Raw genomic sequence first — 23,194 nt, 5'->3', positions numbered from 1 at the left:
CACCCCTATCCGAATTTTCTCTCCTACTCAAAGGTAAACGCTTTCAATATAGTATAGATAACAAATTAAAACGCTTTATTAACCAGTGATTTGAAAAATCAGGTATGAATATGGGGGATTATGATTATGACATCAATTGGACCATCACTTATGTGTGCGGACATGGGAAACTTAAAAAGCACTGTCAGAGAACTAGATCAGGCAGGAGTTGATTTTTTTCACCTGGATATAATGGACGGCTTATTTGTTCCAAATTTTACAATGGGACCGGATTTAATTAAACAAATCAGGCCGTTCACAGATAAGCCATTTGATGTTCACTTAATGGTCATGAAACCAGAAGACCATATTGATCTGTTTATTGAAGCAGGAGCTGATATGATTTCCGTTCATGCAGAAGCAGCTACTCATTTGCAAAGGATACTGCAGAACTTGAGAAACAAAGGAATAAAAGCAGGAGTGGCTCTGAATCCTTCAACACCAGTTGAAGAACTTGAATATGTATTAGATGTTGTAGACTATGTAACAGTCATGACAGTGAATCCAGGCTTTGCTGGGCAGAAATTCATTCCGCTTATGTACAAAAAAATTCAAAGGCTACGGGAGTTAATTGATAAAGAAGGATATAACATCCAAATCCAAGTGGATGGTAATATCGGATTTCATACCATACCTGAGGTTATAAAAAACGGAGCAGATATGCTTGTATGCGGAACATCTTGCTTATTTAAAAAAGAGCTTTCTTTAAAAGAAGCTGTTCAGCAGCTTAACACTTTTCTTGAACAAAGAAACCCACAAAAAGAGGGAATGATATGAAGTCAATTGTTGTGGTAGGAAGTATTAATATGGACATTGTCGCAACAACGGATCAATATCCTGTTCACGGAGATACCGTTTTTGGTCACAGCATGCAAATGTTTAGTGGCGGGAAAGGAGCAAACCAAGCAACAGCCTGTGCAAAGCTTGGCAAACAGGTTCAGTTAATCGGAGCGGTTGGTCGTGATGCATTTGGACAGGAAGTGATTCGAACATTGACAGAGAATAATGTAGATATTTCGCTGCTAACATACACGGAGAGTAAAGCGACTGGATGTGCTCTGGTTACCATTGACAAAACTGCTGAAAATACAATGCTCGTTATCAAGGGAGCCAATGATGAACTGAGAGAAGAAGACATCATTGAAAAATTTAAAGATGTCGAAGCAGGAAGCGTGCTTCTTATTCAAATGGAAATTCCATCTAAAACGATTCTTCAAGCCGTAAAGCTGGCAAAAGAAAAAGAAATGTTTGTGATTCTCGATCCAGCACCGGCTGCAGGTGTAACAATAGAAGCTCTTCAGTATGCAGATGTCATTACACCAAATGCCCAGGAAACTTACGAGCTGACGGGAATCAAAATTGACTCAATAGAAAGCGCATACAAAGCAGGGGTGTATTTTGATCATCAGTTGGGTGTTTCAAACAGCATCATCAAGCTGGGAAGCAAAGGAGCGCTGGTTTATCAAAAAGGAAAAACATTCTTTGTAGATCCTATTCCCGTCCAAGCAGTTGATACAGTGGGAGCTGGAGACTCATTCGCAGGTGCATTAGCTTGTGCTGTGGCAGAAGGAGAAGCGCTGGAATCAGCAGCTCAGTTTGCGGCCATTGTAGCAGCCATGAAAGTAACGAAACCTGGAGCACAAAAAGGCCTTCCGACATTGGAAGAAGTAACAGCTTTTTGCCAAGAACACGGACTAAATGGTTATCGAACCCAGCTTCAATAAAAAGAATTTCCTATATTTAGCTAAAGAGGTGAAAGCAGTGAAAGACTATTTACTTCAAATGAAAAATATAAGTAAGACATTTCCAGGCGTCAAAGCATTGGATAATGTAATGCTTGAAGTTAAAAAAGGAGAAGTACATGCACTAATTGGAGAAAACGGTGCTGGAAAATCAACTTTAATTAAAATTTTAGCTGGCATTTACAAGCCGGATCCGGGTGCAGCATTTTACTTTGAAGGAAAGGAAGCTGAAATTCAAAAGCCAATTGATGCAACTTTAAAAGGTATTTCAATCATTTATCAGGATTTAAGCTTATTTCCAAATTTGTCAGTAGCAGAAAACATTTATATCGGACGGGACAGCGATAAAAAACCTTGGAAAAAAATGAAGTGGAATGAAATGGAAGATAAAGCAAAAAAAGCGCTGAAAGAGCTAGGGGTTGAAATAGATGTCCACACACCGGTTGAGAAATTGAGCATAGCCCAGCAGCAGCTTATTGAAATTGCCAGAGCATTGGCTTTTGATTCAAAACTTATTGTTATGGACGAACCGACTTCTTCTTTATCCTCAGGTGAAGTAGAAAAGCTATATAAAGTAATTGATGATCTGAAAAATCGAGGCATTTCTATTATTTTTGTTAGTCACAAATTAAAAGAACTTTTCACTGTTTCGGATCGTTTTACGGTTTTGCGAGATGGAAAATATGTAGGCACTTACGATACCGAAGAATTAAACGAAGATAAACTTATTCAGCTGATGGTAGGGCGTCAGGTTCTTTATGAGAAAAACAAAGAAAAAGTCAAGACAGGCAAAACGTTACTGGAAGTAAAGGGGTTGTCTAAAGAAGGAAACTTTAAAGATATTACATTTGAACTAAAAGAGGGAGAAGTTCTTGGAATTACCGGTTTGGTCGGATCAGGGAGAACAGAACTCGCCCAAGCAATCTTTGGGGTGAATCGTCCTTATAAAGGAGAGCTGAAAATAAATGGAGAAACAGTTGTCATTAAATCCTCTGAAGATGCGGTGAAGAAGGGGATTGCTTATGTGCCGGAAAGTCGAAAAACGCAAGGGCTTGTTCTTCGACAGTCTATCATTAATAATATTTCACTTCCTGTTTTAAAACAGCTTCGCAATAAATTTAAATTAATTGATCGAAAAAAAGAAGTCCAGCTAGCCAAGCATTATGTTGAAACACTCGATGTCCGTCCCGCGCTTCCGAACCGCGCAGCAGGAGATTTATCCGGTGGCAATCAACAAAAGGTAGTTATCGGAAAATGGCTTTCAACAAAACCTAAAATTTTAATTATTGATGAACCAACCAACGGAATTGATATTGGTGCAAAATCTGAAATTCATAAGCTGATGAGAAAACTGGCTGCAGAAGGGATGGGGATTATTATGATTTCATCCGAACTGCCAGAAGTTCTTGCTGTAAGCGACCGGATTTTAATTATGAGGCATGGAAGAATAGCAGGAGAAGTCGGCATCGAAGAAGCCACACAAGAAAATATTATGAACTACGCACTGCTTGGTCCTAAAGCAGAAGAGCTTTATGAAGAGGAGGCTCCGGCATGAATAGTATTTTAAAGTCAAAAGAAGTCAGTATTGCCATGATTGTCATTTTGCTCAGTATTATACTTGCATTTATCAGTCCTGTTTTTCTTACAGCAGACAACTTACTGGACGTGATTAAAGGAAATGCTGTTCTCGGCATATTGGCTATCGGAATGACAATGGTCATTATTACCGGTGGGATTGATGTGTCGGTTGCAGCTGTCACAAGCGCCGTATGTGTGATTTTAGGAAAAATAATGATTATGATGCCAGATAGCCCGATTTCCATTCTTCTATTATTTTTAATTGGACCATTGCTTGGCATTATACTAGGTGCGATAAATGGAATTTTAGTAGCAAAAATTCAAATTCCGGCGATTGTAGTAACACTCGGTATGATGAGTATCATCAATGGTTTAGTTTTATACATTACCAATGGGCAGTACCTAAACAGCAGCAGCTTTCCAAGTGTTTTCTTGAAATTCTCAAGCTTCGAGGTTTTTGGAATTTCAATTGTTATTCTTATGTTTATTGCGGTAGCGTTATTGACCTGGTATTTGCTGAAATACACATTAATTGGGCGGGAGGTAATGGCGATTGGTGGAAATAAGGATTCTGCTGTCCGCGTAGGAATTAACTTTGATAAAGTTCAAATTTTCGTTTTTTCTTATATGGGGTTTTTAGCAGGAATTGCTGCCATTGCCCAAACTGCATACACAAAAGCCGTTGATCCTAATGGAATGCTTGGTCTTGAATTAATGGTTATTGCAGCCGTTGTTTTGGGAGGAGCCAATATTATGGGAGGAAGAGGCACGGTAATGGGAACAATTTTAGGTGTTCTACTTCTCGGTATTGTACAAAATGGACTGATTCTGGCGAGAATTGATACATTCTGGCAGAAAGTGTTTACTGGAATCATTATTTTGTTAGCGGTTTCTTATGATCATATTCAATACAAACGCTCTCAAGAGAAGCTGTCAAAAATCGAAGTAGAAGCATAAGAAAGAGGTGAAAAAATGAAAAAGATATCACTGACTAAAGAAAATATACTAGGCCTCATTGCCATTTCCTTATTTATTTTAATGAGTATCACAGTTCCTGAATTTACGTCTTCTAACAACTTAAATAACATGATGTTTCAGCTTCCTGAGTTTGGATTAATTGCACTTGCAATGATGGTGGTCATTGTAACAGGAGGGATTGATTTATCCATCACCTATACGGCAGCCCTATCAGGGGTGGCGATTGCAACGATGTCGAGCAACGGATATCCAATGATTGTTGCTATTTTAGCAGGTGTAGTAGTCGGTCTTTTGTGCGGATCTCTCAATGGATTTATTATTTCAAAAATCGGGGTGTCACCAATCCTCGTGACACTGGGCACAATGGTTTTATTTGAAGGCATTATATTAAGCATTACAAAAGGAAACTCGATTTCTGGGTTTAGTGAAGCTTACAGTTTAATCGGAAATGGATACTATATGGGAATTGTTCCGTTATCGATGATTATCTTTATTATTTTCGCCGTTGTTACCGGTATTTTATTAACGAAAACAGGATGGGGAAAAAGCGTTTATATGGTTGGAAGCAACCCAATCGCTTCACTGTTTTCAGGCGTGAACAACAGCCGGGTTTTAATGAAAGTGTATTTATACGCGGCTTTGCTGGCGACGATCGCTTCAATTATCATGACCTCTCGCTACAATACAGTAAAAGTAGATTTGGGTTCATCCTATCTTCTGCAAAGTGTAGCAGCAGCTGTTCTGGGAGGGACTGAAATTCAAGGAGGCTATGGAAAAGTCATGGGCACTATATATGCAGTGATTATTTTCCAAATGTTGTCCAGTGGGTTGAATCTTCTTGGAGTTCCTCGTTCAATTGTAACCGTAATGATGGGGGTTATTTTAGTAGGAGTGCTTGTCATTAACTTTGTGAAATCAAAGTTGGACGAAAAAAAACAAAAACAATTATCAGCTGCATAACAACAAAAGGATTTACCTGAATAAGTCAGATCAAATAAAGCGTACTACTAACTTCAGAAAGGGAGATGGACGATGAAAAAAGTTACAGGGTTGTTTGCAACTGCTATTTTAGCAGGAGGGTTATTGGCAGGGTGCGTATCAGAGGAAGGTGCCGCTGGAAATGAAAGTACGAAAAGCAACAGTGGCGGCGGTGATGATGGGGAAGTGAAAATTGCTGTAGTACCAAAGCTGATTGGTATCCCATACTTTAATGCATCAGAAGCCGGCGCTATTCAAGCAGGAAAAGACCTTGGCGTTGAAGTGGTTTACACAGGACCGACTGAGCCGGATGCTGCACAGCAGGTAAAGGTTATTGAGGACTTAATTAGCCAAAATGTAGACGTTCTTGCGGTCGCTCCAAATGATGCGGCTTCCCTTTCACCGGTCCTTAAAAAAGCAAAAGACCAGGGGATTATTGTAATGGACTGGGATACGCCGGCAGATCAGTCCCTGGTTGAGCTATCTGTTCACCAAATTGATGACGAGGCATACGGTCGACACATTGCTCAATCACTTGTTGAACAAATGGGCACTGAAGAAGGCCAGATTGCTATTTTAACAGGTGGATTGTCGGCAGCAAACTTAAACACGTGGATTGATGCAGCCAAGAAAGAACTCGAAGAAAACTATCCTGGCATCGAACTCGTTACAGATAAAATTGCAACTGATGAAAAACAGCAAGTTGCTTATCAAAAAACATTGGATTTGATTAAATCTAATCCGGATTTAAAAGGTATTATGGCATTTTCAACACCAGCACCACTTGGCGCAGCTCAGGCGATTCAAGAAAAAGGACTTCAAGATAAAATTGCGGTTGTTGGTACGGCGCTGCCGAAAGATTCTTCTCCTTATCTAGAAGATGGGGCACTGGATGTGGCCATTCTTTGGGAGCCAGATAAGCTAGGTTACTTAACAGTGGCTCTTGCAAAAGATTTGGTTGAAGGTGAGAAACCAGAAAACGGGCAAAACGTTGAAGGTGTGGGTGAAATCGAACTTTGGGAAGATGGTAAAACAGTTATTATGGGTCCTCCAACAGACTTCACAAAAGAAAACGCAGCAGATTATGATTTTTAATCTAATGTAACTATAACTTGACCCCTCTCCGGCCAACGTTTACTCGTGAGAGGGGTTTTACTTTATAGAAAAAAGGAGGTTGTAAATGTGGCTAAGTATACAATCGGTATCGATTATGGGACAGAATCAGGGAGAGTAGTGCTTGTAAACGTAGAAAACGGAAGTGAAGCAGCGGCTCATGTCACACCTTATCACCACGGAGTAATCGACGAATCACTTCCTGATGGGGTAAAACTTGAAAAGGATTGGGCGCTTCAACATCCCCGAGATTATTTGGATGTATTATTTAAATCTGTTCCAGAAGTAATGAAGCAAAGCGGGATCAATAAAGAAGATGTGATTGGCATTGGCATTGATTTTACGTCGTGCACCCTCTTACCTGTTGATAAAGAAGGCGAGCCGTTGTGCTTTCAGGAAAAATGGAAAAAGCATCCTCACAGCTGGGTAAAACTCTGGAAACACCATGCCGCTCAAAAAGAAGCAGATGATTTCACACGGATTGCTCAAGAAAGAAACGAACCAATCCTGCAGCAATATGGAGGGAAATTTTCGTCAGAATGGTTGTTCCCAAAAATGTTACAGGTTTTACGGGAAGATCCTTCTATTTATAAAGCTGCTGATTTGTTTATTGAAGCAGGGGACTGGATTACAATGCAGCTGACCGGGCAGTTGGTTAGAAGTAGTAACCTCAGCGGTTACAAAGCTTTTTGGAATGATGGAGAAGGATATCCTTCTGCTTCTTTCTTAAAATCAGTAGATGAAAGATTGGAGACAGTCGTTGAGACAAAATTACGCGGAGAAATAAAAAATGTAGCAGAATGTGCAGGCGTTTTAACAAAAGAGATGGCTGCTAGGCTGAGATTAAATCCGGGAATAGCGATTTCTGTGTGTATCATTGACGCACACGCAGGAGTGCCCGCGGTAGGAGCAGTGAATGCTGGGCAATTTGTGATGACGATGGGGACATCAACCTGTCATATGCTTATTGCAGAAAAAAAGCAAGTGTTAGAAGGGATTTGCGGAGTAGTAGAAGACGGTATTGTACCGGGTGCCGTGAGTTATGAGACCGGACAAGCGGCGGTGGGAGACGCTTTTGCCTGGTATATCAATGAATGTGTTCCTAAGCATGCTAAAAAAGAAGCTTATCTTAAAGGTATGAATATCCACGATTACCTAGAGCAAAAAGCAGCACGTTTAAATCCTGGAGAATCGGGACTGATCGCACTCGATTGGTGGAACGGAAATAGATCTGTTCTCATGGATGGTCATTTATCAGGGGCTATCATTGGTTTAAACCTAGCGACAAAGCCAGAAGAGATATATCGGGCATTACTTGAATCAACTGCTTTTGGAACAAGAAAAATTATCGAATCTTTTGAGAATGAAAATATAGAGATTAAGGATATTTTTGCATGTGGCGGGCTGCCAAAGAAAAATAAGCTGCTTATGCAAATTTATGCTGATGTATTAAAGCGCGATATAAAGATAACAGATGCGGAGCAAGTTATTGCCCGCGGCTCGGCTATTTACGCTGCCGTCGCAGCAGGAAGAAAACAGGGTGGATATGACTCTCTGGAGGAAGCCGCATCTTATATGGCAAAAACGTCAGGAACAATGATCAGTCCTTCAGAGGAAAACAGTGTTATTTACGAAAAGCTTTATCAATATTATTTGCAAGTACACGATTTTTTTGGGCGAAGCGAGCGAAATGTCATGCATGGATTGAAAGCATTAAGGAGGAAGGGAGAATGATCCATATTGCCGTAGATATTGGTGCTTCAAGCGGACTGCTGGACCTTTTGAGGCAACAGCTGTTGGAAATTTGCTGATTCAACTAATTGCCGAAAAAGAGGTCAAGGGTTTACAAGCAGGGCGCCAGTTAATACGGCATTCATTTAACATTAAAAAGTATGGGCCAGTCAATCAAAAAGAGGCGGCTTTGTTGAAGAAATTTAAAGAAATCGCTTCTAGGAGAGAAACATTGAAAGGGATGAGCTGATGAAGACTAATATACACCCAGCTGAACAAATTGTAAGTATTATGGAACGGATTTATAAATATGAGATGACGACGATATCCGGTGGAAATCTTTCTTTAATTGATGAAAATGGTGATATGTGGATCACTCCTTCGGGTGTGGACAAAGGAAACCTAACAGTGCGTGATATTATGCGTTTAAAAAAAGATGGAAACGCTGAAGGCATTCACACTCCTTCCGTTGAATTGCCTTTTCATCAGGGGATTTATGAAGTGAGGCCGGATATTAAAGCAATTGTTCATGCACACCCGCCGGCACTTGTTTCCTTTAGCATGGCACGCAAAAAACCGAATACAAAGCTATTCATGAATACGTATAAACACATTGCCGGCTCAATGGAAATCGCCGCTTATGCTATTCCGGGAAGCGAGGCGCTAAAAAACAACATTGCTTCTCAATTTGCTAAAGGTGGAAATGCGGTGATTATGGAAAACCATGGATTAGTGGTGGGCGGAACAAATCTGTTCGAAGCCTTTCATTTATTTGAAATGCTTGAATATCTAGCACGTATTGAAATAAACGCAAATACTATTGGCAAAACATTTGAACTAACAGAGGAGCAGCTGAAAAAGGTAAACGACAGCGAGGCAAAGCAGCTGCCAGTACAAGAGAAGCATAGCCAAACGGAAGAGGAAGCCCAAGCTCGGGCTGCTATTGTTCAATTTTTAAATCGCCTTTACGACCGAAAACTTATTACGAGCAAAATGGGGAGTTTATCGGTTAAACTTTCAGATGGTTCAATCTTAGTTACTCCAGCTCATACCGATCGGAAGTTAATTTCTACTCAAGACATTGTTCATCTAAAAGAGGGGAAATGTGAAGCATTAAAAGAGCCCTGTGAATTCTATGAACTACACGAAAAAATTTATAAAGAGCATCCTGAAATCTCCTCCGCAGCTCTTGTAGCACCGCCATACTTAATGGCATATGCCATTACAGAAGCCAGTTACAATACCCATATTATTCCGGAAGCTTATGTTGTGTTAAGAGATATTGGTAAAGTTCCGTTTGATACAGGAAGCGATCATTATAAAGCTGTCGTGAAAAAGATTGCAGATAATAACCCTGTCCTGTTAGTGGAAAACGGTTATGCGGTGGTAACCGGGGGAAATTTATTAAAAGTGTTTGATCGGATTGAAGTGGCAGAGTACAGCGCTAAAGCACTTGTCCAGGCAAAGCATGTAGGAGAGGTTATTAATATTAGGGAGGAAGATATTGACGCAATCATTCAAGGTTTTAAATTATCAGCTAAGTCCTAATACAGAAAAAAGACACTCTTTCAAAAGCGAAAGGGTGTCTTTTTGTGTGAAATGAAAAAAGTAATGCAGTTATTTTTTGCAACTTATAAGGGTTTTGATGAATCAATTGAGGTGCTGAATTTTTACATGTTTAAAAACAGCTTTACCGCCTTCAGAGAAAAGGGTAATGCCTTTATCGGTAAGAGGGGGGAAGATTAAGCTCGAATGAGCCACTTTTCCGTCATCGATAAATACCTCAATACTTGTTTTATCAACAAGTACTTTTACATGCACCTGCTTTTTGCCGGTATCAAATGGTGCCTTGCTTTCAAGAGAGTGATTCGTTTTATCAGGATGTCCCGTAAAGCCGCGGTTCACGTAAGAGTAACCACCAGCGGTGAAAATTCCTACATCCACATGGCGGGTTCGGTCCGCGGATTCCCGCAGCCGTAGGCCTGTGTTTTGAAGGTCCGACCAGGAAATGTCGGTTTCCAATTGATACACATCACCGGATACAGGAAGGGTTTTAGCACCATCGACTTCAATTTGTTCATAATAATCGGTGGAAGCAGTCAATTCATTTAATGCTTCAATTGGCTGTGAAGCCAGATAATATTGATGATCGCCTGCATGCTTTAACGTAATGTCACGGACAATTGAGTCCATTCCATTAAAGCCTTCCTGCAAGGTCGGCGTATTATGGGCATAATCCCAATTATTCATCCAGGCGAGTGCATACCGTCTTGTCAGCTTATCGCTTTCCGTGCCACTTTCAAATGTGACCCCTCCATACCAATCAAAACCATAATCAAGCCACTGAGGTTCATTATGGCCGGGGGAAAATTCTTTTCCGTTAAAAGTTCCTACCCAATAAGCATACGTGTTGGGCTTGCCGGCCGACTTTCCATTTGCACTGGCTCCGAGCACCCATTTAACAGTCCCATCATCCGCACGCAGCATGTATAAATCAGGGCATTCTATAAGGCCGATATCCTTCGTAAAAAAGCCGCTCGTGTACTGCCAGTTCTTTAAGTCGGCGGATTCATAAAAGCCGATTTTCGTTCCTTCCGCCATTACCATCATCCATTTATGGTGCTCGTCATCCCAGATGATTTTTGGGTCCCTGAAATCTTTTGTACCCGGATTGGACATAATCGGCTTGTCACTGTAAGAGGTGAACGTTTTTCCATGATCGGTGCTGTACCATAAAAATTGCTCCTGCTTTCCACCGTTCTTAGAAGGCTGTGTAACAATCGCTACAAAAGCGTTCTGGCCGAAGCCGGCGGTATTGTCTTTATCTATGACAACAGAGCCTGACCACGGGTCGCCATTCTTATTTGTGTATTTCGGGATGGCGATGCCTTCATCATGCCAATGCACCAGATCTTCTGAAGTGGCATGACGCCATTCGGTTCCATTTCCACTCGGATAATCCTTATTATAAAGATAATAGTAGTGATATTTCCCATTAAAATAAACAGGCCGCTGCGGGTCGTTCTTCCACTTGTCAGGGGCGGTAAAATGGTAGTCTGCCCGGTACGACGGTGCTTTTTGCTCTTCTGTTGTGGGCTGTTCTGTTGAGGAAGAAACGAAATATACTGACAGTCCGCCTGTACATACGGCAAGAAGGAGCAGGTAGATCCAAACAGGAGGCTTTTTTTGCCAAAAATGTTTACTCATTTACACTCACCACACTTTTTTAAAATAAAAAAGAAAATGCCAAATGAACTGACATTTTCTTTTTCGTAAATCTTATAAAGCATTGTAAACAGGCGGTTTTACTCGTTAATCGTAAGCTGGCCTTGTTCAAGAATGCCGTTTTCTACAACGGATGTTTTTGGTCCTTCGATATCAAGCTGGAAGCTTGGTGCAAAAGTAGACTTGTGGTCTTCAAAGAAGCCTCTGTTTGTCATGTAGCTTGTTACAACAAAGTTGTCGCTGTTCTTTTGCGGAATAATGTAGTGCGCATATGTCCATGTAATATCACGAGGGTTTAGGTCCTGATGCAATACAATACCTGTTTTATTTAACGGCTTGTATGGTCCGTCAATAGAATCTGCTACATAGCCAAGCATGTAAATGTCTTCGTTATCAATGCCATCAATCGTCATTTTAGAACCGCGTGTACTCGTAAACAGGTACCATTTGCCGTCTTTCTTAAAGATGTTTGGACGCTCAATTTCATCTGTGACAGTGTTAGATACAATTAAAGGCTTCATTTCTTTTTTCATTGTATAATCGTCGTTGATTTCAATGATACCGATGGCGCCGTTTGCAAGCTCAGCCAAGTCCTTTTTAGGGCTTTGCAGAAGCTTTGCTTTTTCTTCCTGGAAGAATCGCTCGCTGCCGCCATAGTAAGCTTTGTTATAAAGAGATTCCTCGCCCTGGTAGCCGTACTCCGTTCCTGTGTTTGCTTCAAATACAAGGTATTTATGTCCGTTATCTTCCACATAGTGAGGATCACGCATCGTATGGTTATCTGCAAAGTTTCCTTCACCGAATGCCTTTGAAACCGTTTGGTACGTTTTGCTGTCTCCGCCTTCATAAATAGATTTATAATCTTCTACACCATCAATTTTCAGCGTGCCAGCTGTTTCTTCAGACACGTTCACTTGAGCAGTTGTCAGCGTTTGTTTGCCGTAATGGCCGGATTCAGGTGTAAATGGCTCGCGGTTTGTATAGAACAAGCGGACTTCCCCATCCTCTGTGAACGTTGCAGAACCAGACCATTCTTCTGCCTGATATTTTAAATATGGATCGTTTGGCTTAAACTTATCGTCGTTTTTAAATACTCTTCCTGCATTTTTCCATGCATCAATTGAGTTTTCATTTGCTTTTTTATAGAACATGTAAATGAATGTGTCGCTGCCGTTTTTCGGATCTCCAGCGAGTCCAAACACGATGTGGTAGCCGTTATATTCTGCTACGGTTCCATCCGCGTTCTGCAATGGCCATGTGTCCCATACATCTAAATCCATCAAGTTGCCGTTCTCGTCCACTTTTTTAGCAGCGGGGATATTTTTTATTGTTGATGCGTCAAACTGAGGTACTGTATACTTGGCATCGCCATGCTGCTTGATCATATCCAGCATGTCAGAGCGGGTAATTTGGGAAGTGCCGTACGTTTCCTTATGATCGAGCGTATCTTTTGGTGCGGCAAATGCCTGCGGGCTGATTCCTCCTAATAAAATACCAGCACTAAGCGATACGACGCTGGCTTTTGCGGCAAGCTTGTGAAATTTCATTTTTCTTCCTCCTGTACGTTTTGATAAAGGGGGCACCGCTGGGGTGACAAGCAGCGGTGCCGCCATGTATGTAATACAAGTAAAAGTATAAGAGAGTCCGGGTTTTCTGGATATGGCATAGATTGATCAGGATTTCGTCTTAAATTGATTTGGTACGGGAAAAAGGAAGCGTGAAAAAAACACCCCATCAAGATGGGGTGTAAGTAAAAAGTATGAGGTTAGCGACTTGAAAACAAAAAACGGATGTTTTAAGGAAATCAGCTGTTTGAAGCTTTTTCCCACGATTTTTGAAATTCATCGAGCAATTGTTTGCGCGGCAGCTGCTTTCCAATATACAGCTGCATAGCCGCGCCGAATTCTTCTTTAATCCCGCTCGGAAAGTGAAACCAATTGGCATGCAGGGTATCTCCTTCTTTGTAGGCGTGGATAGTTTCATCCGCCAGCGGTCCTAAATGATCCGCTTTAATATGTTTAAAGGCAGGAATAAATTTAAAGCGGTCGGTCATAAATATTTGGCCTTGTTTCGTGGACACCATCCAGTTTAAAAATTCCTTTGCTGCTTTTTTTTCTGCAGGGGACGATTGCTTATTGATCACCCAATAATTCGGCACACTGACCACTAACTTGCTTTTAGTGTGGTCATTCAGGGGGATGGGGAGAAAGCCAATATTCATATGCGGTGACTGCTGATCAATCATCGGCTGTATCCAGTTTCCCTGCTGAATCATGGCGGCTCTCCCGGAAGCAAATAAGTTCACTTCCATGTTGTAATCCGTCGTTAAAGGATCGCGATTTCCATATTTTAAGGTGACATCCAAGAGATTGAGAAGATCGTGAAATGCCGGGTTGCTTTGAATGGTTTCTTTCCCGTTATTCAGGCTTTGGATAAAAGCGGCCGGATCTTTTTGCTGGGCAAATGCTACGTTCATTAAGTGGTCGCCTAATTTCCACTCTTCATAATAGCCGGTTGCAAAAGGGGTAATACCGGATTTTTGCAGCCTTTGGGCTGCTTCGATTAAGTCCGTCAGTGTTGTTGGAACGGTGTCAATGCCTGCTTTTTGAAACAAATCTTTATTGTAGATAAATCCGTAGCCTTCCAAATTCATCGGCATTCCATGTATTTTTCCGTCGAAGGTCATCGGTGTTAACGCTTCTTCATAAGCGTGCTTAACCCATGGCTCGTCAGAAAGGTCTTCCAAATAGTCCTGCCATTCTTTGGCTGTTTCATAACCGCTGTTGGTAAAAATATCGGGCCCTGTGCCTGCAGCTATTTCTGCTTTTAAATCGGAAAAGTCATCAACAGAGCCGCCTACCGTATGAATATCTATTTTGACATTGGGATGGCCCTTTTCATAAGCGATGGCCATTTGTTCAAACTGTGTAGAAATTTCTACTTTTGGATTTCGGATCGTTAACGTAATCCTGGGTTCGTCCCTGTCTGTATGCACGCTTTCCTTTTGAGGAGCCGGCTGGCAGGCAGACAGGGACAAACTCAATAGTCCGGCTAAAAGGGCAGAAAGAGTTCTTTTTTTCATTTTATTACCCCGGTCCTCATTAAGATAAAGTGGATGTTTTTGTTTCATTTTGTGGTAATGCTTGACTGTTTCGATATTCAAAAGGGGTCATGCCTACGACCTTTTTAAACAGCTTGGAAAAATATTTCTCATCCTGGTAGCCCAGCATTAAAGAAATGGAATAAATACTTTCATCTGTATTCTGAAGCCAGCTTTTGGCTTGATCAATCCTTAATTTTTTCACGTATTTAGACAGAGGCATACCGGTTTCTTGTTTAAACTTCCTTGAAATATGCTCACGGCTGAAGAAAAAACGGCTTGAGAGTTTCTCTAAACTTAATTCTTCCATATAATACGTATCTACATAAGCAATAATATCTTTTATGCGGCGGGCTGCTTCTAAATCATCTAAGCGGTGGATCGTTCTAAAATGCTGCTCGTCCATTGATTTTTGCAGAGATTGAAACAATCCAGGCATTTCTATAAATGAATCCAGAGGCTCGCTGACAAGTCGCACGGGCAGATCAAAATGCTGGCTGATCCACTCTTCCACAGCCAGCCAGCGGCCTCGTATGGTGAGCACGACACATAGGGCAGCGTCGTTTTGAAGCGCAAATGCATTTCCCCACTGTTGTTTTGAGAGCTCCTCAGCGAGCGACTGAATATAAGGGGAAGGGTCATGCATGTGATAAAACGAAAGCAGTGTCATATCATATTCCTCTGCTGCCGGCAGAGAGGACTGAAGAAGCGCTATTTCTGAAACGTCACCTGCGCAAACGGACGTAACGAGCTGGTTCATTTGCAGTTTTTTGGCATCTTCAAACAAACCGTTTTCTTCGTACAGCCGTTTTTCTTCATCGCTTATCCAGGCCTCAACCGCTTTTTGAAGCGTCTGGTTAAAAGCATCCGGTTCAATAGGCTTCAATAAATAATCAAAGCTGTTGAATTGGATAGCTTTTCGCATAAACGAATAATCGTTGTAACCTGTTATAAAAATTAATTTGCCCGGATAGGAAATGGAATCGAGCCACTCGATTAATTCGATGCCGCTCATTCGGGGCATTTTTATATCGGTCAAGATGATCTCTGGTTTTTCTTTTTCAATCATGCTTCTGGCTTCATCACCATTGCAGGCCTCGATAAGCTGAGTGATACCGTATTGTTCCCAGTTTCCGAGATGGCGTATCACGTCACGCACATTAAATTCATCGTCGGCAATTAAGGCTTTCACTGTCCTCATCCTCCTCGCAAAAAAGAATCAAAGCGTTTTTTTTATTCATTTACTCCTCGGAACGTGTTGTTTCGGCCGGAATGCGTATGGCGACTGAGAATCCCCGGCCGTCTTTCGAATCGACTATGAAGACGGCTTCCGCCCCGTAATGCAGCACTAATCGATCATGGATATTTTTTAAGCCAATATGATTGCCCGAATACATGGCGCTGCCAAGAGAAGCATAAATATGATGTCTTAATGCCTGAAGCTTTGTGTCCGTCAGACCAGGCCCATCATTTTCAACGCGGAGGTATAGATCATCCCCTTGAATATGTCCGGAAATCGTTAAACGGGCCTCATAAAACCCTTCTTCATAGCAGTGTTTAAAAAAGTTTTCTACAAGCGGCTGAAGCGTCATGCTTGGTATTTTCTTATCCAGTGCTTGTTCACTGATCTGAATGGAATGATGTATATCGGGCCCAAACCGTTCCATTTGAAGAGTGAGATAAGCGTTTATATAATTCATTTCATCCCGAAGTGATACCCATTGGTTGGCTTGAATGGAATAACGCATCATTTGAGACAAAGAAGTCAATAGCTGGTATACCTTCGGAGATTGGGAACGAAGCGCGACCGCCCCAATGGACTGCAGGGCATTGAATAAGAAATGCGGATTGACCTGGGATTTCAATGCCCTGAACTCATTTTTTCTATTTTCAATTTCAAGCTTGTATTCACGGTCAATATGGCGGTTAATGCGGTTCATCATTTCTTTCATGTGCGTTTCCAGATGGCCAATTTCATCTTTTCTGCCCGTATCAAAAGGGACGTCCATATTTCCGCCTTCAATAGAGCGTACTTTTCGGCTGAGAAGCTGAATCGGGCGGGTAATCCGGTAAGAGATCAAGCCGATCATCAGCAGTCCTAACACGCCTACACCGATTCCGACCGCTATATTGATATAAGCGGTTTTTCGGGCATCGTGAAACAAAGCGTGGCTCGGAATAATCTTCACTAATTTCCATTGATCCAGCGGTCCTGATAACGTTTTGGATAACAGAATGTCCTTGTCTGTATCAGTGCTGGTCTTCGTTAACCGCTTCTTTAAATTAGAAGAAACGGAAGTGCCGATCTGTTCTGGATCATTGGCATACACAATACGATCATGAGAATCAATCAGCAGTACAGAGGCGCCGTTTTCCTGAACCAGATTATGAACGATGCGGGCATAAGCGGCTAAATCAATGTCCATTGTCATCATACCGAGAAATTCGTTTGAAGGAACGTCCACAATTTTATGGTGAACGGTCATGACCATCGTGTGGTCGGACTCCGGAATGATGGCCGCATTGTTATAGTTTTGAATGGGATGCGGCGGCTCCATCACATATTTGGCATTAGATTGATAGAGCTGCTTGATCACATCTTGTTCCAAAAAACGAGGCTGCGGCTTACGTGTGCTGATCATCGCATTGTAAACCGTAAAGGATTCCTGATCTTTATCAATATAAAAGCGAAGCTGACGAATTTCCTTTCGCATCAAATAAAAGGTTTCGATGCTTTTTTCCATCGCCATAGAGTCAAAGTAAATCGAATCTTCAAACCCGTTTTCAAACATTCGAAGCAAGTCTGGATTACGGTATAAAATATAGGGCAGGTTCACAATATCTTCGGCGTATTGCTCCAGCTCTTCGGCGTTTCTTTGAATTTGCTCCCGGCTGTTTTGAAGCTCCTGCCGCTCCACACTGTTTTTTGTATAGCCATAAATTAAAAAAACAGAGAGAAAATAAGGCAGAAGAATGAAGATAAGTAACAATAACAATAAGCGGCGTCGAATACTTTTCACAGAACGCGTTCCTTCCTATTTAAAACATGCTAAAACTATAACAAATCAATCTATAACGTCAATGCTACATAAGTAGGCAAACGATTGTAATTGAAAAAAGCCAATTTTATCTTTTTGCTTATAAAAATAAGAGGAAAAACCTTTTTTAAAATAGAGGAGCGGTCCGTGATACAAGTGAATAAGCGCTGTTTGCGGATCATATTTATGGAAAGGCGGAAATAGTGAATGGGGGAAAATTATGTTTATTCACGAGGTCCAATCCGGTGAATCTTTATTTCAAGTAAGCAGCAGATACAGAACGTCAGTTGATCAATTACGAATGGTTAATGGGCTGGTCGAAACTAATGTGGTGCCTGGGCAGGCACTTCTGATCCCTTTATACACCTATATTGTTCAGCCGGGAGACACGTTTTTTACCATTGCCAGAAAATCGTATGTAACCGTCGCACAGCTGCGAGCCGCTAATCCTTCAGTTGGTCCGGATTCTCTGCAGGCTGGTGCACGTATACAAATACCCAATACATCTACCTATTTAGCCACTACGTTAAGTTTTTATGTGGTTCGAAGCCCTGCTTTGGACCAGGCACTCATCACGGACTTTGCGCCATATGCTTCCATTATCTCTCTTTTTGAATATCATTTTGCGGCAAATGGGGATATCGCCAATGATTTAAACGATGTAACAGCCGTTCAAACGACCTGGCAAAACCGCGTGACGCCCATTGTAACAGTTACGAATTTAACAGCGCAAGGCTTCAGCCCGGAGCTTGCTCATCAAGTATTAAACAATCCGACTGCAAGAACAAATCTGATCAATAATATCTTTTCACTCGTTTCCAGAAAAGGATATGGCGGGGTCAATATCGATTTTGAACAGGTGCGGGAAGAGGACCGTGATCTTTTCACAGGCTTTCTTCGGCAGTTGTCCGAACGATTGAAGCCGGCAGGGTTTGTTGTGACGGTAGCGGTCCCGGCTAAAACAAGCGAAGATATTCCATGGTTAAGAGGGTACGATTACGGCGGAATTGGGGCGGTAGTGGACTACATGTTTATCATGGCTTATGACTGGCATCACGCCGGCAGCGAACCGGGTCCTGGAGCTCCCATTACCGAAGTAAGAAGAACGATTGAATTTGCGTCCAGCCGGCTTCCGCTAAGCAAGATTATTTTAGGCATGCCGCTGTATGGCTATGACTGGGTTGTTCCATACACGCCTGGTACAGCAGCACGGGCGATTTCCAATCAAGATGCCATTGCCACAGCGATGAGATATCAGTCTCCTATTCAATATTCAAGGGAAAATGAAACACCCTTTTTCCGATATAGGGATGAACAGGGCATTACACATGAAGTATGGTTTGAAGATGTGAGAAGCATCAGCGCTAAAATGCTTGCTGTTCGTCAAAATGGCCTGCAGGGTCTCGGAGCCTGGCAGCTCACGCTCGGTTTCCCGCAAGGTCCTTGGCTTTTAAGGAAGTTCTTCAGGGTTCGAAAAAGGTAAGGGTTGGTACGCAAGCAAGCGGCTTTTCAACAAAGCCGCTTTGTTTCATAAAAGCCGGCTAAACGGCTGTAATAAAAGGACAGCCCGAGCATGACAAAAAGATTCACGTGCACTCCAGCCGTTTTTCAAAGGAAAAAGGCGCAAGAAGGTGCGCCTGTATCGAGCAAATCTTTAAGTATATGGAAGCAGGAGAACACCATACAATTTTTGACTCATGATGTCTGCAGCCTCTTTTTCTATAAAGCTTAACAATTAAAGAACATCCAGTTTTACCACAATAGCCAGGAGGATTTGAAGAAGGGCTTGGATGTTCACGGCCAAGTCAGTATCCGTTGTTGTCACTTTAACATGCTTGGAACCTTCGATCACGGTTTTCTGCGTATTTTTTTGCTTTGTTTTAATGAATTGCTTTAAGTCCTGCACCACAGCTTTTGTTTGATTTGAATCACCGACTGTGATGCTGAGAACAACCGCGATGGCAACCTGGATGCCCAACTGCAATGATACGGCAGCCTGCGTATCTGTTGTTTGAACTTCGACATCTTCAGAATCCTTTACAATAATCCACTCGAAGGACTCTTGATCGTTAGAAACGGACTGATCTCCTTCTTGAAGTACGTCCGCATCTTTTTGTTTATCATCATCGCAATGATCCAAAGCTCTCCACTTTTTCTCACTCATGTTGTTCACCTCTTTCATTTTTTACTGAACTTGGTTACAAGACGTCTAATTTAACAACTAGTGCCACAAGCACTTGCAGAAGTGCCTGGATGTTAACAGCCAGATCGGTATCAGTTGTTGTAATTCTGACATCTTTTGAGTTGTCGATTACCACTTTTTGTTTGTTCGTCTGCTCCGCATCAAATTGCTGGAACAGCTCCTGTGCAACGGACTCACCTTCATCTGAGTCGCCAATTGTGATGCTGACAACGAGCGCAATCGCCAGCTGCAAGCCTACTTGAAGAGATACAGCGGCCTGTGTATCAGTAGAGTGCACCTCAACGTTGCAGGAATCTTTAATCCAAATTAATTCATCTGATTCTTGATCCACAAATGATTTTTGAACTCCGTCTTGTACCACTTCCGCATCCTCGTGCTTGTTGCGATCTTTCTCTTCCTCACGGCGCTTCCGTTTTCTTCTGTTGGACTCGTAATCGTCATAGCATTTTGACATAGTTATAACCCTCCTTTTTTGCGTTATACCATACCATATGAAGTTATCAGTCTTTCGGAAAGGGCATCTGTAACTGTTTTAGAAAATAAAAAATGCCCCAAAGACGGGGCTTCAGGGCAAAATCGTTATTTTGATTCTTTTTTGTCGACAGGCGGCTTTTTCATAAATGAATCCACTTGCTTCGTCAGGTCTTCCACCAGATCTTTAAACATTTTTTTCTGCTCATCCGACAGTTTGCTTTTCGCTTTTTCGATATTCACACCGTTTTTTTGAAGTGTCGTGCTTACAAGTAGATCAATGACCTTATCGGACAGGATTTTCGGATTTTTGGAAGAATCGCTCATTAATACCGCTCCTTTATGAATTGTGATTTCTTATCAGCATATGCGCCTAATCTTCAGAAGGAAACTATATGCTGCTGATATTGGGCGGCGGATATCAAGCAGAAAACAAAATAGCTATGTCAGGAAAAGAAGATCGCCGAACAAGGCCTGTCACGAGGGGGATATAGTAATAAAAGGAAAGTTTATAAGTGCAGAAATAAAGAGAATGAGAGAAAGGGAGTGAGAAGGTTAAATAGAATGAATAGGAAGTTGATGAAAATCTCTGCAATGAGGTTCTTTCCATTTGCAGGCCGTAGGCGTAACATAAAAAGAAAGATTTCCTAGTTATTTAACCAGCTTGTCTAACTTGTCAGAAATCGTTTTTAAAATTTGATTCTTTTCCTGCTGTATTTTAAGAAATCGAATGAGAAACCAAATAAGAAATACAATAGGAGCAATATAAAAGAAAAAAGTCAAAATTGGAAAAATGGCAAAAAAAGCATCTCCAGCCATCAGGCCGCCTCCTTTTCAAAAAATGAAGTTTGCTTCAAACCGAGTATGAAGGAAAACAGCGCATTTCAAAAACATAATCAGAAATTAAGAGAGAGCAACGAAAATTAAATAGATACATCCAATAATATAAAGAAATAATTCAAACATATTTAGGGCCCCTTAACATTTATTCCATTATTATACACCAGTTGGATGATAAGTAAAGATAATACATAGACTTAATTTTCAATAAAAGGAAGATACGAGAACCGGATCGTTGAAGCACAAAAGTGAATGGCTGGAGTTTTCACTTGAAAAACGAATCATAAAAAACAGCCAGGCGAGGGGAGCCTGGCTGCAGAAATGGTTTCGAGCTGTATCATATGAAATTTGGGAATTTAACAGTACCAGTTTAAACGGTTTACAGGACATTTATACAAAAACGAAAGGGAAAGAAAGGTATGGATTTGGGCCAGAAAAAGATAAGAGCCCGGCGTTTGAGGAAAAATTAGTGGATACTTAAAACAGCAGCCATCTTAGTTATTTTTGTATAAATGTGGTAAAATGTATAGGTGAAGAACAGGCTTTAATGTCGTTAATTATGTACAAAAATAGAAGCTGGGAATAGAGTTACAGAAAAAGAAAGTCAGCGATATGGGGGATATAAAGTGGGGCCGAAATGGACAAAAATCAAGTTGTATAAAGGGCGCTTGTTGGCTGCACTCTTTTTAGCAGGGAATGTATGGTTCGCATTTGCGTACCCGCAGGGTTTTGCACAGAAAGGATTCGGGGCTTCTGAACTCATTATTCTTTTTATATACATAGGCGTTATCTGGGGAGCAGGTGCTTTATATGACCGGCAGCAAAAACAAAAAGACATACTCCAGCACAATCACGATCGATTCCGGCTGATCTTTGAAAAGTCAGGAGTCGGCATCGCATTAATGGAGCCTGGCGGGAAAATTGTTTTTGTAAATCCAAAAATGACTGAAATGTTTGGATACAAAAAAGAAGCATTCTTAAATATGACTTTTCGTGATTTTAGCCACCCGAAAGATGTTCTGCCGAATAATGACCTGCTCGACAAGCTTGTAAGCGGGGAAATTGAGTATTACCAGCTTGAAAAAAGATACATTTGCGAGGATGGCCGGACGATTTGGGGAAAAGTGACGTCTTCTTTAATGGTGGAGGAAGACGAGCAGGAAACATTGATTATTGGTGTTGTAGTCGATATTACGGAGCGCAAAATGATGGAAAGAAAGCTGAAGGAAGCCAATGAGTCATTGGAGAAAATGTCCCATACAGACAGTTTAACAGGCCTCCTTAATCGAAGAGGAATCGAAAAACGTTTAGAAACAGAGTGGGAGAATGCCCGGAAAAACGGCCATTTTATTTCGTTTATGATCATCGATATTGATTATTTTAAACATTACAACGATCATTATGGCCACTTAAAGGGAGACAGCTGCCTTATTAAGGTAGGGGGTGTCATTCAAAAAACAATGGAGCAAAGCGGCGCTTGTATCAGCCGGTACGGAGGAGAAGAATTCCTTATTGCGCTTCTCGGGTGCAGCCCGGAAGAAGCTCTTTTGCGGGCAGAAGCGCTATGCCAAAGCATAGAAGAGGAAAGAATCGAACATAAGAACTCGCCGGCAGCCCCATGGGTTACGGTCAGCATAGGAGCAGCCGGATTGATCCCAGGCGCCTCGCATTCTTTTACGGCTTTATTCAAGCAGGCTGATCAAGCGTTGTATCGAGCCAAGCAAAATGGACGAAACAGAGTGCATACGCAGCTCTCATCAAGTAATGAAGCAAAGCTTTTAAGGAGGCATCCATGAGCCATTTTCACTCACATCAGCGGAACAGACTTTTTCGTTTGGGCCAAGATTGGACACAGAAACTTAGATTATCCCAGCCGCTGAACCATCAAGATAATCAGAAGCATGTATGAGCGCCCCGGTGGTTTTGCAGCATCGATATAGGTGAATGGGAAGAAGTTGAAATCTTTATTGAAGGAGATGAAGGAGGCTCTCTTTAGGAAAAATCAAGTAAGTCCACAGAATGCCATCAGTCTCCCACTGAAGCTCCGCCGTAGGCGGAGCTTTTTTGTATGAAAGCCATCCATCTGAAAAAACAGGTCTTCCCCGATAGCTCACATTCTATTCTACTATTGAATATCTTATAAAACAGCCCGAAAAGA

At 41.6% G+C, this 23,194-nt stretch carries 20 protein-coding genes; 11 read left to right on the top strand and 9 right to left on the bottom strand.

From position 1 onward, the window contains the following. Nucleotides 1-126 precede the first annotated feature (126 nt). The 8 genes from rpe (at nt 127) to RG959_RS20195 (ending at nt 9,707) form a co-directional block, all read left to right on the top strand. Nucleotides 127-816 carry a ribulose-phosphate 3-epimerase gene (rpe, locus tag RG959_RS20230; protein ID WP_342798654.1) on the top strand — a complete coding sequence of 230 codons (690 nt, stop codon included), beginning with the start codon at nt 127-129 and terminating at the stop codon, nt 814-816. Next, nucleotides 813-1,763 (top strand): ribokinase, encoded by a 951-nt coding sequence (gene rbsK / locus RG959_RS20225; RefSeq protein ID WP_342798653.1) that lies wholly within the window; start codon nt 813-815, stop codon nt 1,761-1,763. The genes rpe and rbsK overlap by 4 nt, the downstream gene beginning before the upstream one ends. A 37-nt stretch (nt 1,764-1,800) precedes the next feature. Further along, a complete protein-coding gene (locus tag RG959_RS20220; RefSeq protein ID WP_342798652.1) occupies nt 1,801-3,336 on the top strand; it encodes a sugar ABC transporter ATP-binding protein in 1,536 nt (511 codons plus the stop codon). Beyond that, nucleotides 3,333-4,316, top strand: coding sequence for an ABC transporter permease (locus RG959_RS20215; RefSeq protein WP_342798651.1), 984 nt, complete (start codon nt 3,333-3,335; stop codon nt 4,314-4,316). The genes RG959_RS20220 and RG959_RS20215 overlap by 4 nt, the downstream gene beginning before the upstream one ends. A 15-nt stretch (nt 4,317-4,331) precedes the next feature. Further along, entirely contained in the window at nt 4,332-5,297 is a 966-nt protein-coding gene (locus tag RG959_RS20210) for an ABC transporter permease (protein ID WP_342798650.1), read from the top strand. Nucleotides 5,298-5,369: 72 nt separating this feature from the next. Further along, nucleotides 5,370-6,410 carry an autoinducer 2 ABC transporter substrate-binding protein gene (locus tag RG959_RS20205; protein WP_342798649.1) on the top strand — a complete coding sequence of 347 codons (1,041 nt, stop codon included), beginning with the start codon at nt 5,370-5,372 and terminating at the stop codon, nt 6,408-6,410. 87 nt (nt 6,411-6,497) lie between these two features. After that, the gene (locus RG959_RS20200; protein WP_342798648.1) at nt 6,498-8,162 is read left to right on the top strand and encodes a ribulokinase; all 1,665 of its coding nucleotides are present in this window, start codon (nt 6,498-6,500) and stop codon (nt 8,160-8,162) included. A 246-nt stretch (nt 8,163-8,408) separates the two neighbouring features. Further along, on the top strand, nt 8,409-9,707 hold the full coding sequence (locus RG959_RS20195; protein WP_342798647.1) for a class II aldolase/adducin family protein: 1,299 nt from the start codon (nt 8,409-8,411) through the stop codon (nt 9,705-9,707). Nucleotides 9,708-9,809: 102 nt separating this feature from the next. On the opposite strand, the gene RG959_RS20190 is transcribed toward RG959_RS20195, so the two are convergent. The 5 genes from RG959_RS20190 to RG959_RS20170 form a co-directional block, all read right to left on the bottom strand. Further along, nucleotides 9,810-11,366: a glycoside hydrolase family 32 protein gene (locus tag RG959_RS20190; RefSeq protein ID WP_342798646.1), complete on the bottom strand. Its 1,557-nt coding sequence runs from the start codon at nt 11,364-11,366 to the stop codon at nt 9,810-9,812. Nucleotides 11,367-11,464: 98 nt separating this feature from the next. Beyond that, on the bottom strand, nt 11,465-12,931 hold the full coding sequence (locus tag RG959_RS20185; RefSeq protein ID WP_342798645.1) for a glycoside hydrolase family 68 protein: 1,467 nt from the start codon (nt 12,929-12,931) through the stop codon (nt 11,465-11,467). A 257-nt stretch (nt 12,932-13,188) separates the two neighbouring features. Next, nucleotides 13,189-14,466, bottom strand: coding sequence for an ABC transporter substrate-binding protein (locus tag RG959_RS20180; protein WP_342798644.1), 1,278 nt, complete (start codon nt 14,464-14,466; stop codon nt 13,189-13,191). A gap of 19 nt (nt 14,467-14,485) precedes the next feature. Then, nucleotides 14,486-15,676, bottom strand: coding sequence for a response regulator transcription factor (locus tag RG959_RS20175; RefSeq protein ID WP_342798643.1), 1,191 nt, complete (start codon nt 15,674-15,676; stop codon nt 14,486-14,488). A gap of 49 nt (nt 15,677-15,725) precedes the next feature. Next, on the bottom strand, nt 15,726-17,504 hold the full coding sequence (locus tag RG959_RS20170; protein WP_342798642.1) for a cache domain-containing sensor histidine kinase: 1,779 nt from the start codon (nt 17,502-17,504) through the stop codon (nt 15,726-15,728). Between the two features lie 238 nt (nt 17,505-17,742). Between RG959_RS20170 and RG959_RS20165 the strand changes: the two genes are divergently transcribed. After that, the gene (locus RG959_RS20165; protein ID WP_342798641.1) at nt 17,743-19,005 is read left to right on the top strand and encodes a glycosyl hydrolase family 18 protein; all 1,263 of its coding nucleotides are present in this window, start codon (nt 17,743-17,745) and stop codon (nt 19,003-19,005) included. A 252-nt stretch (nt 19,006-19,257) separates the two neighbouring features. Here the strand turns inward: RG959_RS20165 and RG959_RS20160 are convergent, their stop codons facing one another. The 4 genes from RG959_RS20160 to RG959_RS20145 all read right to left on the bottom strand — a co-directional run bounded on the left by RG959_RS20160 (nt 19,258) and on the right by RG959_RS20145 (nt 21,015). Further along, nucleotides 19,258-19,686: a spore coat protein gene (locus tag RG959_RS20160; protein WP_251273508.1), complete on the bottom strand. Its 429-nt coding sequence runs from the start codon at nt 19,684-19,686 to the stop codon at nt 19,258-19,260. Between the two features lie 34 nt (nt 19,687-19,720). Further along, a complete protein-coding gene (locus RG959_RS20155) occupies nt 19,721-20,179 on the bottom strand; it encodes a spore coat protein (protein ID WP_342798640.1) in 459 nt (152 codons plus the stop codon). A gap of 125 nt (nt 20,180-20,304) precedes the next feature. Beyond that, entirely contained in the window at nt 20,305-20,523 is a 219-nt protein-coding gene (locus tag RG959_RS20150; protein WP_315691899.1) for a spore coat protein, read from the bottom strand. Nucleotides 20,524-20,847: 324 nt separating this feature from the next. Then, nucleotides 20,848-21,015: a hypothetical protein gene (locus RG959_RS20145; protein WP_342798639.1), complete on the bottom strand. Its 168-nt coding sequence runs from the start codon at nt 21,013-21,015 to the stop codon at nt 20,848-20,850. Between the two features lie 256 nt (nt 21,016-21,271). Here RG959_RS20145 and RG959_RS20140 point away from each other — a divergent pair, with 256 nt between their 5' ends. Then, entirely contained in the window at nt 21,272-21,517 is a 246-nt protein-coding gene (locus RG959_RS20140) for a hypothetical protein (RefSeq protein WP_342798638.1), read from the top strand. A gap of 145 nt (nt 21,518-21,662) precedes the next feature. Then, nucleotides 21,663-22,832 (top strand): sensor domain-containing diguanylate cyclase, encoded by a 1,170-nt coding sequence (locus tag RG959_RS20135; protein ID WP_342798637.1) that lies wholly within the window; start codon nt 21,663-21,665, stop codon nt 22,830-22,832. Nucleotides 22,833-23,194: the final 362 nt, after the last annotated feature.

This window comes from Domibacillus sp. 8LH (genome assembly GCF_038806185.1).
Taxonomy (GTDB): Bacteria; Bacillota; Bacilli; order Bacillales; family Domibacillaceae; genus Domibacillus; species Domibacillus indicus_A.
The sequence above is the reverse complement of the archived record's forward strand: the minus strand, read 5'-3'. Positions and strand labels throughout refer to the sequence as shown.

Excerpts from the sequence above, each read along its gene's own strand:
- rbsK (WP_342798653.1), top strand. The coding sequence starts at position 813 with ATGAAGTCAATTGTTGTGGTAGGAAGTATTAATATGGACATTGTCGCA.
- RG959_RS20160 (WP_251273508.1), bottom strand. The coding sequence starts at position 19,686 with ATGAGTGAGAAAAAGTGGAGAGCTTTGGATCATTGCGATGATGATAAA.
- RG959_RS20195 (WP_342798647.1), top strand. The coding sequence starts at position 8,409 with ATGAAGACTAATATACACCCAGCTGAACAAATTGTAAGTATTATGGAA.
- rpe (WP_342798654.1), top strand. The coding sequence starts at position 127 with ATGACATCAATTGGACCATCACTTATGTGTGCGGACATGGGAAACTTA.
- RG959_RS20180 (WP_342798644.1), bottom strand. The coding sequence starts at position 14,466 with ATGAAAAAAAGAACTCTTTCTGCCCTTTTAGCCGGACTATTGAGTTTG.
- RG959_RS20185 (WP_342798645.1), bottom strand. The coding sequence starts at position 12,931 with ATGAAATTTCACAAGCTTGCCGCAAAAGCCAGCGTCGTATCGCTTAGT.
- RG959_RS20190 (WP_342798646.1), bottom strand. The coding sequence starts at position 11,366 with ATGAGTAAACATTTTTGGCAAAAAAAGCCTCCTGTTTGGATCTACCTG.
- RG959_RS20165 (WP_342798641.1), top strand. The coding sequence starts at position 17,743 with ATGTTTATTCACGAGGTCCAATCCGGTGAATCTTTATTTCAAGTAAGC.
- RG959_RS20145 (WP_342798639.1), bottom strand. The coding sequence starts at position 21,015 with ATGGCTGGAGATGCTTTTTTTGCCATTTTTCCAATTTTGACTTTTTTC.
- RG959_RS20205 (WP_342798649.1), top strand. The coding sequence starts at position 5,370 with ATGAAAAAAGTTACAGGGTTGTTTGCAACTGCTATTTTAGCAGGAGGG.
- RG959_RS20215 (WP_342798651.1), top strand. The coding sequence starts at position 3,333 with ATGAATAGTATTTTAAAGTCAAAAGAAGTCAGTATTGCCATGATTGTC.
- RG959_RS20150 (WP_315691899.1), bottom strand. The coding sequence starts at position 20,523 with ATGAGCGATTCTTCCAAAAATCCGAAAATCCTGTCCGATAAGGTCATT.
- RG959_RS20210 (WP_342798650.1), top strand. The coding sequence starts at position 4,332 with ATGAAAAAGATATCACTGACTAAAGAAAATATACTAGGCCTCATTGCC.
- RG959_RS20155 (WP_342798640.1), bottom strand. The coding sequence starts at position 20,179 with ATGTCAAAATGCTATGACGATTACGAGTCCAACAGAAGAAAACGGAAG.